The organism is Nocardioides sp. FY1077 (assembly GCF_058681775.1).
Map to the genome: position 1 here is coordinate 884,261 of NZ_JBZWDB010000002.1, position 16,505 is coordinate 900,765.

Here is a 16,505-nt window from a genome sequence, read left to right on the forward strand (position 1 = left end):
CTCGACCGACGAACCGATGAGGAGCACCTCCATGACCGACACGCGCGTCCCGATCACCCGGGCCCTGGTCTCCGTGTACGACAAGACCGGGCTCGAGGAGCTCGTCCGAGGCCTCGACGCCGCGGGCGTGGCCCTGGTCTCCACCGGCGGGTCCGCGGCGCTGATCGCCGGGCTCGGGCTGGCGGTGACGAAGGTGGAGGACCTCACCGGCTTCCCCGAGTGCCTCGACGGCCGGGTCAAGACCCTGCACCCCGCGGTGCACGCCGGCATCCTGGCCGACCGCCGCCTCGACGACCACGTCGCGCAGCTCGCCGACCTCGGCATCGCGCCGTTCGACCTCGTGGTCTCCAACCTCTACCCCTTCACCGACACCGTCGCGTCGGGTGCTGCGCCCGACGACTGCGTGGAGCAGATCGACATCGGCGGCCCCTCGATGGTGCGGGCCGCGGCGAAGAACCACCCGTCGGTGGCCATCGTCACCTCGCCCGGCCGCTACGCCGACGTGCTGACCGCGGTCGGCGCGGGCGGCTTCACCCTCGACGAGCGCCGCGCGCTGGCCGCCGAGGCGTTCGTGCACACCGCGTCGTACGACGTGGCCGTGGCGTCCTGGATGGGCGACGTGCTCACCGACACCTCCGACGGCACGGGCTTCCCGGCGTGGATGGGCGCGACGTGGGAGAGGTCGTCGGTGCTGCGGTACGGCGAGAACCCCCACCAGCCCGCCGCGCTCTACCGCAGCGCCGGCGGAGAGGCCGGCCTCGCCGGCGCGGAGCAGCTGCACGGCAAGGAGATGTCGTACAACAACTACGTCGACACCGACGCCGCCCGCCGCGCCGTCGGCGACCTCGACGACCCGGCCGTGGCGATCATCAAGCACGCCAACCCCTGCGGCATCGCCGTGGGCGCCGACGTCGCCGAGGCCCACCGCCGCGCCCACGCCTGCGACCCCACGTCCGCGTTCGGTGGCGTGATCGCCGTCAACCGCCCCGTCTCGGTGAAGATGGCGCAGCAGGTGGCCGAGGTGTTCACCGAGGTGATCGTCGCGCCGGCCTACGAGGACGGCGCCGTGGAGGTCCTGCAGGGCAAGAAGAACATCCGCATCCTGGTGTGCCCCGTGGGCGGGCGCGGCGGTGTCGAGACGCGGCCGGTCAGCGGCGGCCTGCTGGTGCAGCACGTCGACGCCGTGGACGCCGCGGGCGACGACCCCGCCACCTGGACGCTCGCCGCCGGCGAGGCCGCCTCGCCCGAGGTGCTGGCCGACCTGGCCTTCGCCTGGACGGCGTGCCGCGCGGTGAAGTCCAACGCCATCCTGCTCGCCAAGGACGGCGCCTCGGTGGGCGTCGGGATGGGTCAGGTCAACCGGGTCGACTCCTGCCGTCTCGCGGTCTCCCGGGCCGGCGAGCGGGCCGTGGGCGCGGTCGCCGCCTCCGACGCGTTCTTCCCCTTCGAGGACGGCCCGCAGATCCTCATCGACGCCGGCGTCACCGCCATCGTGCAGCCCGGCGGGTCGATGCGCGACGAGCTCACCCTCGAGGCCGCCCGCGCCGCCGGCGTGACGATGTACCTCACCGGCACCCGCCACTTCTTCCACTGACGAGGCCGCGCCAGCGCCCGCGGCCACCCGTTGGTCGAGCAGCGAGCCCTCGGCGAGCGTCGTCGAGACCTCTGGCGCCTGCGCTGGTAGCGGCCCGGGTCGGGTCCCGGCGTGGGTTGCGGGGGTCTCGACGACGTTCGTCGCTGGCGCTCCTCTCTGCTCGACCACGGGGGGTGGGTTGCGGGGGTCTCGACGACGTTCGTCGCTGGCGCTCCTCTCTGCTCGACCACCGGGGCGGGCAGCGAAGCCCTCGGCGCCAGCGGCCACCCGTTGGTCGAGCAGCGAGCCCTCGGCGAGCGTCGTCGAGACCTCTGGCGCCTGCGCTGGTACCGGCCCGGGTCCGGTCCCGGCGTGGGTTGCGGGGGTCTCGACGACGTTCGTCGCTGGCGCTCCTCTCTGCTCGACCACCGGGGCGGGCAGCGAAGCCCACGGCGCCGGCGGCCACCCGTTGGTCGAGCAGCGAGCCCTCGGCGAGCGTCGTCGAGACCTCTGGCGCCTGCGCTGGTACCGGCCCGGGTCGGGTCCCGGCGTGGGTTGCGGGGGTCTCGACGACGTTCGTCGCTGGCGCTCCTCACTGCTCGACCACCGGGGCGCGCAGCGGGTCCCTCGGCGACGTTCGTCGCTGGCGCTCCTCTCTGCTCGACCACCGGGGCGGGCAGCGAAGCCCTCGGCGCCAGCGGCCACCCGTTGGTCGAGCAGCGAGCCCTCGGCGAGCGTCGTCGAGACCTCTGGCGCCTGCGCTGGTACCGGCCCGGGTCCAGTCCCGGCGTGGGTTGCAGGGGTCTCGACGACGTTCGTCGCTGGCGCTCCTCACTGCTCGACCACCGGGGCGCGCAGCGGGTCCCTCGGTGTCGTCGGTGGCGCTCCACTCTGCTCGACCACCGCGGGTCGGCGCACCGGTCGGCGCCGTGGGGCCGTCACGTCCCTAGACTGGCGCGGTGACGGCACAGAGGCTCGACGGCAGCGCCACCGCGGCGGCGATCAAGCAGGAGCTCACGACGCGGGTGGCCGCGCTGCGCGAGGCCGGCGTCGTGCCGGGCCTCGGCACCGTGCTGGTCGGTGACGACCCGGGCTCGCGCTGGTACGTCGGCGGCAAGCACAAGGACTGCGCCGAGGTCGGCATCGAGTCGATCCGCGTCGACCTGCCGGCCACGGCCACGCAGGAGGAGATCGAGGGGCACGTCGCCCGGCTCAACGCCGATCCGGCCTGCACCGGCTACATCGTGCAGCTGCCGCTGCCGCGTGGCATCGACGAGAACCGCGTGCTCGGGCTGGTCGACCCCGCCAAGGACGCCGACGGCCTGCACCCCACCAACCTGGGCTGGCTGGTGCTCGGCAACACCGCGCCCCTGCCGTGCACCCCCCACGGCATCGTGGAGCTGCTGCGCCGCCACGACGTGCCGCTGGCCGGCGCCGAGGTGGTCGTGGTCGGCCGAGGGGTCACCGTGGGCCGTCCGCTCGGGCTGCTGCTGACCCGGCGCTCGGAGAACGCCACGGTCACGCTGTGCCACACCGGCACCCGCGACCTCGCCGCCCACGTCCGCAACGCCGACGTCGTGGTCGCGGCCGCCGGCGTGCCGGGCATCATCACCGCCGACATGGTCAAGCCGGGCGCCGCCGTCCTCGACGTCGGGGTCTCCCGCGTCGACGGCAAGATCGCCGGTGACGTCGCCGCCGACGTGTGGGAGGTGGCCGGCTGGGTGTCGCCGAACCCCGGTGGTGTGGGCCCGATGACGCGGGCGATGCTGCTGTCGAACCTCGTCGACATGGCCGAGGCCCAGGCCTGAGGTGAGCCTGGTGACCCGACCCGAACCCGCGGCGGAGCCCGACCCCCCTGACGACCCGCTCGCCGTCCCGCCGGTGCCGAGCGCGGAGGAGGTGGCCGCCGAGCTGGAGGCGCTGGCCGCGGCCGAGGCCGCCCCGCCGCCCGAGGACGACGGCGCCGCCCCGGTCGTGGAGGAGCGCCGCTACCCCTCGACCGTGGGTGGCCTGGTCTACCTGCTGGTGCTCGGCTGCGGCGCTGCGGGCATCGCCGTCGTCGGCACCGGCGACTGGCGCCTCGGCGTGCGTTGCCTCGCCGCTGCGCTGGTCGCCGCCGCGCTCGTGCGGCTCGTGCTGCCCGGCCGCGACGCCGGCATGCTCGCCGTGCGCCACCGCCTGGTCGACTGCGCGTTGCTGGGGGGAGTCGGCGGCCTCCTGGTCTTCCTGGCCCAGACGATCCCGAACCAGCCCGGCACCTGACCCCCGGCCGGCGCCGACCCCCGGCGCCGACCCCTTGCGCCGACCCACGGCCGCTGACGCGACGAGGGCCCTCCCGGTCGACCGGGAGGGCCCTCGTGCGGTGCGGGGTGACCGCGGGGTGCGGCTCAGACGAGGCCGAGCTCGGTGACCGCGGCGCGCTCGTCGGCCAGCTCAGCGGTGGACGCGTCGATGCGGGCGCGGGAGAACTCGTCGATCTCGAGGCCCTCCACGATCGACCAGTCGCCGTCCTTCGTGGTGACGGGGAAGGAGGAGACCAGGCCCTCCGGCACGCCGTACTCACCGTTCGAGCGCACGGCCATCGACACCCAGTCGCCCTCGGCCGAGCCGTAGAGCCAGTCGCGGGCGGCGTCGATGGTGGCCGAGGCGGCGGAGGCCGCCGACGACGACCCGCGGGCCTCGATGATGGCCGCGCCGCGCTTGGCGACGGTGGGGATGAAGGTGTTCTCCAGCCAGTCCTGGTCGCCGACGGCCTCGGCGGCGTTGCGCCCGGCGACCTGGGCGTGGAACAGGTCGGGGTACTGGGTGGCGGAGTGGTTGCCCCAGATCGTCATGTGGGTGATGTCGGTGACCGGCGCGCCGGTCTTCGCGGCCAGCTGCGAGATGGCGCGGTTGTGGTCGAGGCGGGTCAGCGCCGAGAAGCGCTCCTGCGGGATGTCGGGGGCGTTGCTCATCGCGATCAGCGCGTTGGTGTTGGCGGGGTTGCCGGTGACGCCGATGCGGACGTCGGAGGCGGCCACCGCGTTCAGGGCCTTGCCCTGGGTGGTGAAGATCGCGCCGTTGGCGGAGAGCAGGTCGCCGCGCTCCATGCCGGGGCCGCGGGGGCGGGCGCCGACGAGCAGGGCGAGGTTGACGCCGTCGAAGATCTTCTCGGCGTCGTCACCGATCTCGACACCGGCCAGGCCGGGGAACGCGCAGTCGTCGAGCTCCATGACGACACCCTCGAGCGCCTTCAGCGCCGGCGTGATCTCCAGCAGGCGCAGCTCGACGGGCGCACCGCCGGTGAGCGCGCCGCTGGCGAGGCGGAAGAGCAGGCTGTAGCCGATCTGACCGGCGGCGCCGGTGACGGCCACCTTCAACGGGGTGGGGCTCACGAGATCTCCTTGCGTCTGGACGTGTCCTGCGACGCTAGCAGCGGTCGGGGGTCCCGGGGCACCGGGGCCGACCGCGCCCGGTGCCCGCCGCGCCGCGGGCCGGGTGAGCGCGAACGGCCGACGCCGGTGAGGACGAGGTCGTCCTGCACCGGCGTCGGCCGTCGTTCACACAGTGGTGGGGGTCAGGGGCGGATCTGCGTGCGCCCGTCGCCCTCCTCGGGCCACTGGCCCTGCTGCTGCTGCTGCGGGGCCTGCTGGGCCTGCTGGGGGGCGCCCCAGCCCTGCTGCGGCGGCTGGGGCTGCTCGGCGGGCTTCCACTGGCCGGCGACCGGGTCCCACTGCCAGCCGTCCTGGATGATCGGGGCCGGCTCCTGCTGCTGGCCCCAGCCCTGCTGCTGACCCTGCTGGGCCACCGGCTGGGCGCCGGTCTGCGCACCGGCCTGCGCGCCGGGCTGGGCGCCGTACGGCGAGCCGCCGGTGCCCTGGCCCCAGCCCTGGGCGTAGCCGCCCTGCTGGCCCCACTGCTGGGGGGCGGCCTGCGCCGCGGGACGCGCGGGGCGGGAGAGCTTCAGGCCCGAGCCGGCGACGGCGCCGCGGTGACGACCGAGCAGGGCGGGGTAGGCGACGCCGGCGAGCAAGCCGCCGACGAGGGGGGCGAGGACGAAGAGCCAGACCTGGACGATCGCGTCGCCGCCGGAGAACAGGGCCGAGCCGAGCGAGCGGGCGGGGTTGACGGCACCACCGGTCAGGTTGTTCGTGGCCAGGTAGATGACGGTGAGGGCGAGGCCGGTGGCCAGCGGGGCGCTGACGGTCCAGGCGGAGCGGCCGTCGGTGGCACCGAGGTAGACCCACGCCAGCACGGCGGTGAGCACGACCTCGGAGAGCAGCGCGGCCCACAGGGCGTAGTCGGACGGGCTCTGGTCGCCGAAGAACGGCTGGCCGAAGCCGACGTCGGTGCCGTAGCCCTCGATGCCGAGCAGCAGCAGGAAGCCGACCAGCGCGCCGAGCACGCCGCCGAGCAGCTGCGCCGCGGCGTAGAGGCCCACCTCGCGCCAGGCGAGTCGGCCGCCGGCGCCCGTGGCCACCGAGACCGCGGGGTTGAAGTGGCCGCCCGAGACGTGGCCGAAGGCCAGCGAGGCCGCGACCAGCGCGAGACCGAAGGCCAGCGCGGTCGCCAGCGCGTCGTAGTCGGTGAGCACGGCGGTGGTGCCGCCGACCAGCACGACCAGCATCGTGCCGAGCGCCTCGGCGGCCAGGCGGTGGGGCAGCGCGGCGAGCGGCTCGCGCGAGGAGGAGGCCGACGAGTCGTCGGGGGTGTCAGACGTGGAGGACATGACCGCAGTGGTCCCCCTCGCGGGGCCTGCGCAAACCCCGCGGCGAGGGTGACTAGTCGGCCGGTGGCTGACAGGGTGGGTCGAGCCGCTGCCCGATCGCCGGGTCCGGGCCGTCAGGTATCTTGACGTCAAGAATTCTTCGAGCTCCTGAGGAGTCGCCGCACCATGGCCACCATCATCTACACGCACACGGACGAGGCGCCGCTGCTGGCGACGTACTCGTTCCTGCCGATCGTCCAGGCCTACGCCGCCCAGGCCGGTGTGGAGGTCGAGACGCGTGACATCTCCCTCGCCGGCCGGATCATCTCGCAGTTCCCCGAGCGCCTGAGCGAGGAGCAGCGGGTGGCCGACCACCTCGCCGAGCTCGGCGAGCTGGCCACCACGCCCGAGGCCAACATCATCAAGCTGCCCAACGTCTCGGCGTCGGTGCCCCAGCTCAAGGCCGCGATCACCGAGCTGCAGGGCCAGGGCTTCGACCTGCCCGACTACCCGGAGAACCCGCAGAGCGACGAGGACCGCGACGTGCGGGCCCGTTACGACAAGACCAAGGGCTCCGCGGTCAACCCCGTGCTGCGCGAGGGCAACTCCGACCGGCGCGCGCCCGCCTCGGTGAAGGGCTACGCCAAGGCCCACCCGCACCGCATGGGCGCCTGGAGCGCCGACTCGCGCACCCAGGTCGCCACGATGGGCGCCGACGACTTCCGCGCCAATGAGCAGTCGGTCGTCGTCGAGGCCGACGACACCCTGCGCATCGAGCACGTCGGCGCCGACGGCACCGTCACGGTGCTCAAGGAGGCCGTGCCGGTGCTCGCCGGCGAGGTCGTCGACGCCACGTTCATGAACGTCGCCGCGCTGCGCCGCTTCCTCACCGAGCAGGTCGCGCGCGCCAAGGCCGACGACGTGCTGTTCTCGGCCCACCTGAAGGCCACGATGATGAAGGTCTCCGACCCGATCATCTTCGGCCACGTGGTGCAGGCGTTCTTCCCCACGCTCTTCGAGCAGTACGGCGAGCAGCTGAGCGCCGCGGGCATCTCGCCCAACGACGGCCTCGGCGCCCTGCTCGGCGCGGTCGGCGAGCTGCCCGACGGCGACGCGATCAAGGCCGCCGTGGACGCCGGCCTCGCCGCCGGACCGCGGCTGGCGATGGTCGACTCCGACAAGGGCATCAGCAACCTGCACGTGCCCTCCGACGTCATCATCGACGCCTCCATGCCGGCGATGATCCGCAGCTCGGGCCACATGTGGGGCCCCGACGGCGAGGAGGCCGACACCCTCGCGGTCATCCCGGACTCCTCCTACGCCGGCGTCTACCAGACCGTGCTCGACGACTGCCGCGCGAACGGCGCGTTCGACCCCGCCACCATGGGCTCGGTGCCGAACGTCGGCCTGATGGCCAAGGCGGCCGAGGAGTACGGCTCGCACGACAAGACCTTCGAGGTGCCGGCCGCCGGCACCGTGCGCGTGGTGAACGGCGCGGGGGAGACCCTGACCGAGCACACCGTAGAGCCCGGCGACATCTGGCGCGCCTGCCAGACCAAGGACGCCCCGATCCGCGACTGGGTGAAGCTCGCCGTCACCCGCGCCCGCGCCTCCGGTGCCCCGGCGGTGTTCTGGCTCGACGAGACCCGCGCCCACGACGCCAACCTCATTGCCAAGGTGGAGCAGTACCTGCCCGAGCACGACACCGAGGGCCTGACCATCGAGGTCATGGAGCCCGCCGCGGCGACGGCGTACAGCCTGGAGCGGATCCGCCGCGGCGAGGACACCATCTCGGTGACCGGCAACGTGCTGCGCGACTACAACACCGACCTGTTCCCGATCCTCGAGCTCGGCACGTCGGCCAAGATGCTCTCCGTGGTGCCGCTGATGAACGGTGGCGGGCTCTTCGAGACCGGCGCCGGCGGCTCCGCGCCGAAGCACGTGCAGCAGCTGGTGAAGGAGAACTACTTGCGCTGGGACAGCCTCGGGGAGTTCTTCGCCCTCGCCGCGTCGTTCGAGCACCTGGCCGGCTTCGCCGACAACCCCCGGGCGCAGGTGCTCGCCGACACCCTCGACCGTGCCACCGGCACGTTCCTCAACGAGGACAAGTCGCCCACCCGCCGCGTCGGCGGGATCGACAACCGCGGCTCGCACTTCTACCTGGCGCTCTACTGGGCCCAGGAGCTGGCGCAGCAGTCCGACGACGCCGAGCTGGCCTCGACGTTCGCCCCGCTGGCCGAGACGCTCGCCGGCGCCGAGGACACCATCGTCGCCGAGCTCAACGGCGTGCAGGGCAGCCCGGCCGACATCGGGGGCTACTACCGCCCCGACGACGCCCTGGCCGACCAGGTCATGCGGCCCTCGGCCACCCTCAACGAGGCCCTGGCCTCGCTGGGCTGACCCCCGTCCCACCGCGCGCCCGACCGGGCCGGCGTCGCCTCGTGGCGGCTCCGGCCCGGTCGTGCGTGCGGGCCCGCCCGGACGCCGATCAAACCGGTCGAGCGAGGTCGGTGCGGCCGCGTAGCGTGCGGGGTGATGTCCACGACCAGCCTCGCCGAGCGCGACACCCCTGCCGTCCCGCCCGCGCCGACGAGCCCGCCGCCCGTCGACCCCGCCCGCCGGGTCGACTGGCGACGCCTGCGCGGCCCCGTCGCCACGGTCGCGCTGCTGGCCTCGGTGGTCGCGGCCGTCGGGCAGACCCTCGGCACGGTGGTGGCCGGACGCCTCGCGGCCGACCCGGCCACCTCGCTCGTCGCCGTGCTCGCGCTCTGCGTCGTGGGCGCCGCGCTGCTCGACACCGTCGGTCGCACGATGTGGGCCGGCGTGGTCGACCGCGCCGAGGGCCGGCTGCGCGCCGACCTCCTCGACGCAGCCCTCCACCAGCCCCTCGAGCTGCTCTCCGAGCAGGCCGTCGGCGAGGTGCTCGACCGCGTCGACGACGACACCCACGAGGTCGGCACGCTGGTGCGCCGGCAGGTGTGGGACGCGCTGCAGACCGCCTTCGGCGTGGTGCCCCTGTGGATCGTGGCGGGCCTGACCTGGTGGCCCTCCTGGCTGCTCTTCCCGCTGTTCGCGGTGGCCGCCGTGCTCGTCGTGCGCCCGCTGCTGCCCGAGGTCGCCTCCCGCAAGGTCGTGGAGGAGATGGCCTGGACCGACCAGGCCGCGGCCATGGAGGAGGGCGTCGCCGGTCGCGACGACCTGCGCACCAGCCTCGGCCAGGCCCACGTCCTGCGGCGCAGCGCCGTGCTGTCGGCGCGGGTGCACCGCCTGCTCGACCGGGTGCTGCAGGTGGAGACGCAGGTGGCCCGGCGGGCCGGCGTCCTGCTCCACGCGCTGCTCGCCGCCACCGGCGTGGTCGGCGTCGCGCTCGTCGTCGACGGTGGGCTGTCGGTGGCCAGCCTGGTCACCCTGTTCCTGGTCACCACCCGCTTCACCGGCCAGATCGCCGCGCTGGCCCAGCACCTGCCCGACCTGCAGGCAGGCGTCGGCGCCCTGATGCGGCTGCGCCAGCTGCTCGCCACCGTGCCGGAGCCCGTCGGCGGGCACCCCGTGCCGCCGGGCCGCCTCGACCTCGAGCTGCGCGACCTGCACTTCTCCTACACCGAGGGCAGCTTCGCCCTGCGCGACGTCGACCTGCACGTGCCCGCCGGGAGCACCTGCGCGCTGGTCGGGCGCACCGGCTCCGGCAAGTCGACCCTCGCGGCCCTGGTCTCCCGCGCCGTCGACCCCGAGCCCGGCACCGTGCTGCTCGGCGGCGTCGACGTGCTCGACCTCGACCTCCAGCAGCTGCGCGCCGCGGTGGGCGTGGTCACCCAGCGCACCGAGATCCTCGCCGGCACCCTGGCCGAGAACATCGCCCTGTTCGCCGACGTGCCGCGCGCGCGGGTGGAGGCCGCCGTCGTCGAGCTGGGCCTCGAGCCGTGGGTGGCCGGTCTGCCCCGCGGCCTGGACACCCCGCTCGGGCCGGGCGGCACGACCCTGTCGGCCGGCGAGGAGCAGCTGGTCGCCTTCGCCCGGCTGCTGGTGCGCGACGTCTCGGTGGTCGTGCTCGACGAGGCCACCGCCCGGATGGACCCCCTCACCGAGTCGCTCGTCGTCCGCGCCGCCGACCGCCTGCTGACCGACCGCACCGGCCTGCTGGTGGCCCACCGGCTCACCACCACCGCCCGCGCCGACCTGGTGGCCGTGCTCGAGCAGGGCCGGGTGGTCGAGCAGGGCCCGCGCGCCGTCCTCGCCGCCGGGCCGGGCCGGTTCCGCACGCTGCTCGACGCGGGCGGCGACCTCGGCACCGACGAGCCCGACGCCGGGGGCGCCGACCGGTCCTCCGCCGTCGGCGGCCGCCGGCGCACCGGCCCGCCGCCGACCCCGCCCGAGGTCGAGGGCGGTCGCAGCCTGGCCGGCGGCATCACCCACGCCCTCAGCATCCGCCCGGCCTGGGGCGTCGCCGGCGCCGTGCTCTTCCTGCTCGCCTCGCTCACCGGCGCCTACGGCGCGGTCACCGGCTTCGTGTGGGGCCACCTCGTGCAGGGCCTCGAGCGGGGCGACGCCGCCACCGGCACCACTGTCTGGCTCACCGTGGCGCTGGTCGGCGCCCTGCTCGTGGCGCCGCTGCTGCTCGCCGAGGCGTTCCGGCGCTACCCCCGCTGGTGGATCGAGGTCATGCTGCGGGTGCGGATGGCGGTGCTGGTCGGCCAGACCGGCCAGGAGCGGCTCACCCGCACGCCCCCGGGCGAGGTGGTGGCCCGGGCGATGGACGCCGACCGGTTCGCGCGCTACGCCGACCGGTGGGTCGACTTCGTCAACGGCCTCATCATCATCGTCGTCACGACGCTGCTCTCGGGCAGCCTGCTGGCCGGCGGGGTGCTGCTCGCGGTGATGGTCGCCTCGGCCGTGGCCTCGTCGTTCGGCCGTCCGATCGCGGGCCGCTCAGCCGCCGCGTCGTCGGCGGCGCGCGCCGACTTCGGCCGCTCCCTGGTCTCGGCCCTCGAGTCGAGCCGCACGGTCAAGCTGGCCGCCGCCACCCCGGCGGTGCACGCCCACCTGCGCGCGGTCGACGGCGGCCGCGTCGACGCCGCCGTGCGCGAGCACCGCGTGCAGGCAGTGCTCGACGGGGTGCCCGTGGTGATGGTGCAGTGCGGAGTCGTGGCCGCCTGGGCCGTGCTCGTCGCCGGCCGCTGGGACCTCGCCACCGCGCTGCTGGTGGCCAACGCCGTCAACGGCTTCGACTGGTTCGGCCGCGTGGCCGGCTCGGTGATCACCGAGGCCCCCGGCACCCGCGCCTGGCAGCAGGCCACCAGCCGGCTGGCCGGCGGGGTCGACCTGATGGCGCTCCCGCCCGGCGTCGACCTGGTGGCGGGCGAGGCCCCCGAGCCCGCCCCGACCGACCGGGTGCCGCTGCAGCGCCTCGAGCTCACCGACGTCGCCGCCGTGCACGACGACGGCACCCGCGGGGTCGTCGGGGTCGACCTCAGCGTCGAGGCCGGCGAGCTGGTGCTGGTGCTCGGCCAGGTCGGCTCGGGCAAGTCGAGCCTGCTGGCCACGCTGGCCGGCCTGGTCTCCCACACCGGCTCCATCCGGTGGAACGGCGTCGAGGTCGACGACCCCCAGCGCTTCCTGCGCCCCGGCCAGGTCGCCCACGTCGCGCAGGTGCCGCGGGTGCTGTCGGGCACCTTCGACGACAACGTCCGCCTCGGCCACGCCCGCGAGGTCGACCGGGCCGTGGTCGACGCCCGGCTCGAGGCCGACGTGGCCGACGCCGGCGGCGTGCACGCGGTGGTGGGTCACCGCGGCGTGCGCCTCTCGGGCGGCCAGGTGCAGCGGCTCGCGCTGGCGCGGGCGCTCGCCGCCGGCACCGAGCTGCTGCTGGCCGACGACGTGTCGAGCGCCCTCGACGCCGCCACCGAGATCGAGCTGTGGGCCTCCCTGCGCGAGCGCGGCACCACCGTGCTGGGCGCCACGTCGAAGCAGGCGGCCCTCGCCCAGGCGGACCGGGTCGTCGTGCTCGTCGACGGCGAGGTCGCCGCGGTCGGCCCGTGGCGCGAGCTGGCGGGCCGCTGGGGACACCTGGCCGGCTGAGCCGCGCGCCCGCCTCTGGCAGGCTGGTGACGACCCGTCCCCGCGCCCGACCCAGGAGCCCGCCCGTGAGCCCCACCACCGCCGTCCGCCGTGCCGCTGTCGTCCTGGCGACCCTCGGGGTCCTGCTCGCCGGCGCCGGCTGCTCGGAGCAGCAGGTGCGCGACGCCGCCTCCGACGCCGCGGGCGACGCCGCCTGCTCGGTGGCGCGCTCGACGATGGACGAGGTGGCCGGCCAGGCCCAGGGTGTCGTCGACCGGATCGGCGCCGACCCCGCCGCGGCCCGCCGCGAGCTCGAGGCGCTGCGCGACACCGCCCGCAGCGCCGAGGAGGGGCTGAGCGGCCAGACCCGTCGTCGCGTCGCCGAGGTCACCGGGGCCCTGGACGCGCTGGCCGACGAGGCCGGGGCCGCCACCGACGGCACGCCCGTCGACCGCGGCGCCGTGGCGCGCGAGCAGGACCGGCTCGACGACGCGGTGGCCGGCCTGCGCGACGCGTGCTGACCCGTGCCGACCCGAGCCGTCCCGTGCGGTCTGCAGCCGGCCCTGCTGAGGAATAGCCGGGGGAGGGGCCGGGGTTGGAGGATGTCGTCACCCCGTTGGATCGATCAAAGGCACTCATGACCTCCTCCGCCACCGCGACCGGGCCCCGTCAGGGCGCCCACCCGCGCTACGCGATGGCCGTGCTGGCCCTGTCCATCGGCGCCTTCGCCATCGGCACCACCGAGTTCGTGACGATGGGCCTGCTCCCGCAGATCGCCGAGGGCATCGGCGTCTCAGAGCCCAAGGCGGGCCACGTCATCTCCGCCTACGCCCTGGGCGTGGTCGCCGGCGTCCCGGTCCTGTCGTTCTTCGCCGCGCGGCTCCCGCGCCGCGGCCTGCTGGTGGGGCTGATGGGCGCCTACGCGCTGTTCAACGTGCTGAGCGCCCTCGCCACCGGCTACGGCATGCTCACCGCCGCCCGCTTCCTCGACGGCCTGCCCCACGGCGCCTACTTCGGCGTCGCGTCGCTGGTGGCCGCCGACCTCGCCGCGCCCGAGAAGCGCGGCCGCGCGATCGCCGCGGTGATGCTCGGCCTGTCGGTGGCCAACGTCGTCGGCGTGCCCGCCGCGACCTTCGTCGGGCAGAATCTCGGCTGGCGCGCGGCGTACGTCGGCACCGCCGCCATCGCCGCGCTCACCATGGTGCTGGTGCTGGCCTTCGTGCCGTCGCGGCCCGTCGACCCCGACGCGACCGGCGGCAAGGAGGCCCGCGAGTTCTTCGGCTCGCGCCAGGTCTGGCTCACCATGGCCGCGGGTGCCATCGGCTTCGGCGGCATGTTCGCGGTGTACTCCTACATCGCCACCACCGTCACCGACGTCGCGATGCTCGGCTCCGGCACGGTGCCGGTGTTCCTGCTGGCCTTCGGTCTCGGCATGGTGGCCGGCACGTGGGTCGCCGGTGAGCTGGCCGCGTGGTCGGTGTTCCGGTCGCTGATCCTGGCGGGCGCCGGCTCCGCGGTGCTGATGCTGCTGTTCTGGGCGGTCGCGCCGTACGGCTGGTTCCTGCTGCCCGTGCTGTTCCTGATCACCGCCACCGGCTCGGTGCTGGTGGTCAACCTGCAGCTGCGGCTGATGGACGTCGCCGGCGACGCCGTCACCCTGGGCGCGGCGATGAACCACGCCGCCCTCAACGTCGCCAACGCCCTGGGCGCCTGGGTCGGCGGCCTGGTGATCGCCGCGGGCTACGGCTACCGCGCGCCGGCGCTGGTGGGCGCCGCCCTCTCCGTGCTGGGCGTGGCGATCCTGCTGTTCGCCGCCCGCCAGTCCGGGCGCGACGACGCGGCCGCCGACGCCGATGCCGCCGCCGCCGAGGGTCAGGACCGCTCGGTGCGGGCCTCGGCCCACTCCGCTGCCACCACGTCGTAGCGCACGAGGTCGGCGCGTCCGTCGCCGACCAGCGCGCCGAGGCGCTCCACGCCGTACTGCCGGAAGCCGGCCCGCTCGATGACCCGGCGCGAGGCCGTGTTGTCGACCGCGGCGCCGCAGCTCACCCGCCGCACGTGCAGGTCGTCGAGCACGTGGCCGGTCACCGCGCGCAGCGCCCGCAGCGCGACCCCGCGCCCCCGGGCGTCGGGGTGGGTCCAGTAGCCGACCTCGCAGGTCACGAACGGCACCATCGCGAACCAGCCGACCGAGCCCAGCACCCGCTCGGGGTGCGCCGGGTCGACGACGGCCCAGTTGACCGCGGTGCCCAGCGCGAGACGCTCGGTGGTGGCCTCGAGCCACGCGCGGGCGTCGTCGGCGTCGAAGGCCGAGGGCAGCTGGCCCAGCCAGCGCTGGCTGGTCTCGTCGGCGCAGGCCTCGACGATGCGGGGCACGTCGTCGGCGTGCCAGGGCCGCAGGGCCAGGCCGTCGGCCGCCAGCCCGGGCACGTCCAGCCAGGCGGTGCGCGGGGTGGTGGGGGTGCCGCGCAGCAGCGTGCCGACCCAGGCGTCGGCCAGCCGCCCGCGCTGGGGCAGGTAGCGGCGCACGTCGCCCTCGACGGTGAACCCCAGGCGCCAGGCCAGCTTGCGCGAGGCCCAGTTGCCGCGCTCGGCCCACCACACGACGGTGGAGAGGCCCTGCTGCTCGAAGCCCCAGGCGAGCAGCAGGCGCAGCGCGCGCTCCATCAGGCCGGTGCCGCGCACCCAGGGGTGTGACCCGTAGGCCACCTCGGCGCGTCCCGAGCCCTCGTCACGCAGTGACACGGTGCCGGCATAGCGGCCGTCCACCTCCACCACGAAACCCCACTCGCTGCCGTCGGCCCAGCCGGCCGGCATCACCCGCCCGACGAAGTCGCGGGCCATCTCCAGGGTGTAGGGCACCGGCACCGTGGTCCAGCGCTGCGACAGCGGGTCCTGGCACTGCTCGAGGCAGGCGACGGCGTCGTCGGGCCGGTGCCCGCGCAGCACGACGGCGCCCCCACCGGCGCCTCCACCGGCACCGGCGTCGGTGAGGGTGGGGGCCGTGACCGGGGGCGTCGCCATGGGCGCACCCTGCCAAGGCGCGTGCCCCGCGGCAACCGCGTTCCGTGGCGGCCGGCCCGAGCGGGACACCCGTGAGCACGACCGGGTGGTCATCAGGGAGGATGGACCCATGGCCGCCACGACCGAGCCGGACATCGCCGTGCCCACGACCCCGACGGGCGCGCGCCCCCGGGTGCTCTCCGGGATCCAGCCGACCTCCGACTCCTTCCACTTCGGCAACTACCTCGGCGCCACCCGCCAGTGGGTCGACCTGCAGCGCGACCACCAGCCGTTCTTCTTCATCGCCGACCTGCACGCGATCACCGTCGAGCAGGACCCCAAGGTGCTGCGCGACCGCTGCCTGCGTGCTGCGGCGCAGCTGCTGGCGATGGGCATCGACCCGGCACGCTCGGCGATCTTCCTGCAGAGCCAGGTGCCCGAGCACGCCCAGCTCGGCTGGGTCCTGCAGTGCCTGACCGGCTTCGGCGAGGCGCGGCGGATGACGCAGTTCAAGGACAAGTCGGCCAAGCAGGGCGAGGGTGCCGCCTCGGTCGGGCTGTTCACCTACCCGATCCTCCAGGCGGCCGACATCCTGCTCTACCGGCCGCACTACGTGCCGGTCGGTGAGGACCAGCGCCAGCACCTCGAGCTCACCCGCGACCTCGCCCAGCGCTTCAACCACCGCTACAAGAAGACGTTCCGGCTGCCCGAGCCCTACATCCTCAAGGCCACGGGCCGGATCGCCGACCTGCAGGACCCCACGTCGAAGATGTCGAAGTCGGCGTCGTCGCCGGCCGGGATCATCGACATGCTCGACGACCCCCGGGTGAGCGCCAAGAAGGTGCGCTCGGCGGTCACCGACTCGGGCTCGGAGGTGCGCTACGACCTCGAGGAGAAGCCGGGCGTGAGCAACCTGCTGACGATCTACTCCGCGCTCACCGGCGAGGCCATCACCTCCCTGGTCGACCAGTACGCCGGGCGGGGCTACGGCGACCTGAAGAAGGACCTCGCCGAGGTGGTGGTCAACGTCGTCACGCCGTTCCGCGACCGCACCCTCGAGCTGCTCGACGACCAGGCGCACCTCAGCACCGTCCTCGAGCAGGGCCGCCAGCAGGCGGCCGCCGTGGCCGAGGCCACACTGCGCGACGTCTACCAGCGGGTCGGGTTCGTCGCCCCGTCCCGCTAGGG

Annotated in this window: 11 protein-coding genes; 8 read left to right on the plus strand and 3 right to left on the minus strand. The window is 74.9% G+C overall.

Annotation, left to right across the window (positions count from 1 at the left end):
- Window positions 1-31: 31 nt before the first annotated feature.
- The 3 genes from purH (at window position 32) to AC4OR8_RS09100 (ending at window position 3,835) form a co-directional block, all read left to right on the plus strand.
- Window positions 32-1,594: a bifunctional phosphoribosylaminoimidazolecarboxamide formyltransferase/IMP cyclohydrolase gene (gene purH / locus AC4OR8_RS09090; protein WP_492165212.1), complete on the plus strand. Its 1,563-nt coding sequence runs from the start codon at window positions 32-34 to the stop codon at window positions 1,592-1,594.
- A gap of 938 nt (window positions 1,595-2,532) precedes the next feature.
- Entirely contained in the window at window positions 2,533-3,381 is an 849-nt protein-coding gene (locus AC4OR8_RS09095) for a bifunctional methylenetetrahydrofolate dehydrogenase/methenyltetrahydrofolate cyclohydrolase (RefSeq protein ID WP_492165213.1), read from the plus strand.
- Window positions 3,382-3,391: 10 nt separating this feature from the next.
- A complete protein-coding gene (locus tag AC4OR8_RS09100) occupies window positions 3,392-3,835 on the plus strand; it encodes a DUF3017 domain-containing protein (protein ID WP_492165214.1) in 444 nt (147 codons plus the stop codon).
- Window positions 3,836-3,960: 125 nt separating this feature from the next.
- Here the strand turns inward: AC4OR8_RS09100 and AC4OR8_RS09105 are convergent, their stop codons facing one another.
- Both AC4OR8_RS09105 and AC4OR8_RS09110 read right to left on the minus strand, forming a co-directional pair.
- Complete coding sequence (locus AC4OR8_RS09105; RefSeq protein WP_492165215.1) at window positions 3,961-4,947, minus strand: malate dehydrogenase; 987 nt, start codon at window positions 4,945-4,947, stop codon at window positions 3,961-3,963.
- Between the two features lie 182 nt (window positions 4,948-5,129).
- Window positions 5,130-6,281 (minus strand): MIP/aquaporin family protein, encoded by a 1,152-nt coding sequence (locus AC4OR8_RS09110; RefSeq protein ID WP_492165216.1) that lies wholly within the window; start codon window positions 6,279-6,281, stop codon window positions 5,130-5,132.
- Between the two features lie 165 nt (window positions 6,282-6,446).
- Here AC4OR8_RS09110 and AC4OR8_RS09115 point away from each other — a divergent pair, with 165 nt between their 5' ends.
- The 4 genes from AC4OR8_RS09115 (at window position 6,447) to AC4OR8_RS09130 (ending at window position 14,238) form a co-directional block, all read left to right on the plus strand.
- The gene (locus tag AC4OR8_RS09115) at window positions 6,447-8,660 is read left to right on the plus strand and encodes an NADP-dependent isocitrate dehydrogenase (protein WP_492165217.1); all 2,214 of its coding nucleotides are present in this window, start codon (window positions 6,447-6,449) and stop codon (window positions 8,658-8,660) included.
- Between the two features lie 135 nt (window positions 8,661-8,795).
- On the plus strand, window positions 8,796-12,335 hold the full coding sequence (locus tag AC4OR8_RS09120; RefSeq protein ID WP_492165218.1) for an ATP-binding cassette domain-containing protein: 3,540 nt from the start codon (window positions 8,796-8,798) through the stop codon (window positions 12,333-12,335).
- 65 nt (window positions 12,336-12,400) lie between these two features.
- Window positions 12,401-12,835 (plus strand): hypothetical protein, encoded by a 435-nt coding sequence (locus tag AC4OR8_RS09125; RefSeq protein WP_492165219.1) that lies wholly within the window; start codon window positions 12,401-12,403, stop codon window positions 12,833-12,835.
- A 116-nt stretch (window positions 12,836-12,951) separates the two neighbouring features.
- Entirely contained in the window at window positions 12,952-14,238 is a 1,287-nt protein-coding gene (locus AC4OR8_RS09130) for an MFS transporter (protein ID WP_492165220.1), read from the plus strand.
- Here AC4OR8_RS09130 and AC4OR8_RS09135 read toward each other — a convergent pair.
- A complete protein-coding gene (locus AC4OR8_RS09135; protein ID WP_492165221.1) occupies window positions 14,187-15,338 on the minus strand; it encodes a GNAT family N-acetyltransferase in 1,152 nt (383 codons plus the stop codon). The two genes, AC4OR8_RS09130 and AC4OR8_RS09135, sit on opposite strands and share 52 nt — an antisense overlap.
- Before the next feature lie 109 nt (window positions 15,339-15,447).
- Here AC4OR8_RS09135 and trpS point away from each other — a divergent pair, with 109 nt between their 5' ends.
- Window positions 15,448-16,503 (plus strand): tryptophan--tRNA ligase, encoded by a 1,056-nt coding sequence (gene trpS / locus AC4OR8_RS09140; protein ID WP_492165222.1) that lies wholly within the window; start codon window positions 15,448-15,450, stop codon window positions 16,501-16,503.
- Window positions 16,504-16,505 lie beyond the last annotated feature (2 nt).

What these genes read in the sequence shown, in the direction of transcription:
- purH (WP_492165212.1), top strand. Translation starts at nt 32, where the DNA reads ATGACCGACACGCGCGTCCCGATCACCCGGGCCCTGGTCTCCGTGTAC.
- AC4OR8_RS09110 (WP_492165216.1), bottom strand. Translation starts at nt 6,281, where the DNA reads ATGTCCTCCACGTCTGACACCCCCGACGACTCGTCGGCCTCCTCCTCG.
- AC4OR8_RS09115 (WP_492165217.1), top strand. Translation starts at nt 6,447, where the DNA reads ATGGCCACCATCATCTACACGCACACGGACGAGGCGCCGCTGCTGGCG.
- AC4OR8_RS09120 (WP_492165218.1), top strand. Translation starts at nt 8,796, where the DNA reads ATGTCCACGACCAGCCTCGCCGAGCGCGACACCCCTGCCGTCCCGCCC.
- AC4OR8_RS09130 (WP_492165220.1), top strand. Translation starts at nt 12,952, where the DNA reads ATGACCTCCTCCGCCACCGCGACCGGGCCCCGTCAGGGCGCCCACCCG.
- AC4OR8_RS09135 (WP_492165221.1), bottom strand. Translation starts at nt 15,338, where the DNA reads ATGGCGACGCCCCCGGTCACGGCCCCCACCCTCACCGACGCCGGTGCC.
- trpS (WP_492165222.1), top strand. Translation starts at nt 15,448, where the DNA reads ATGGCCGCCACGACCGAGCCGGACATCGCCGTGCCCACGACCCCGACG.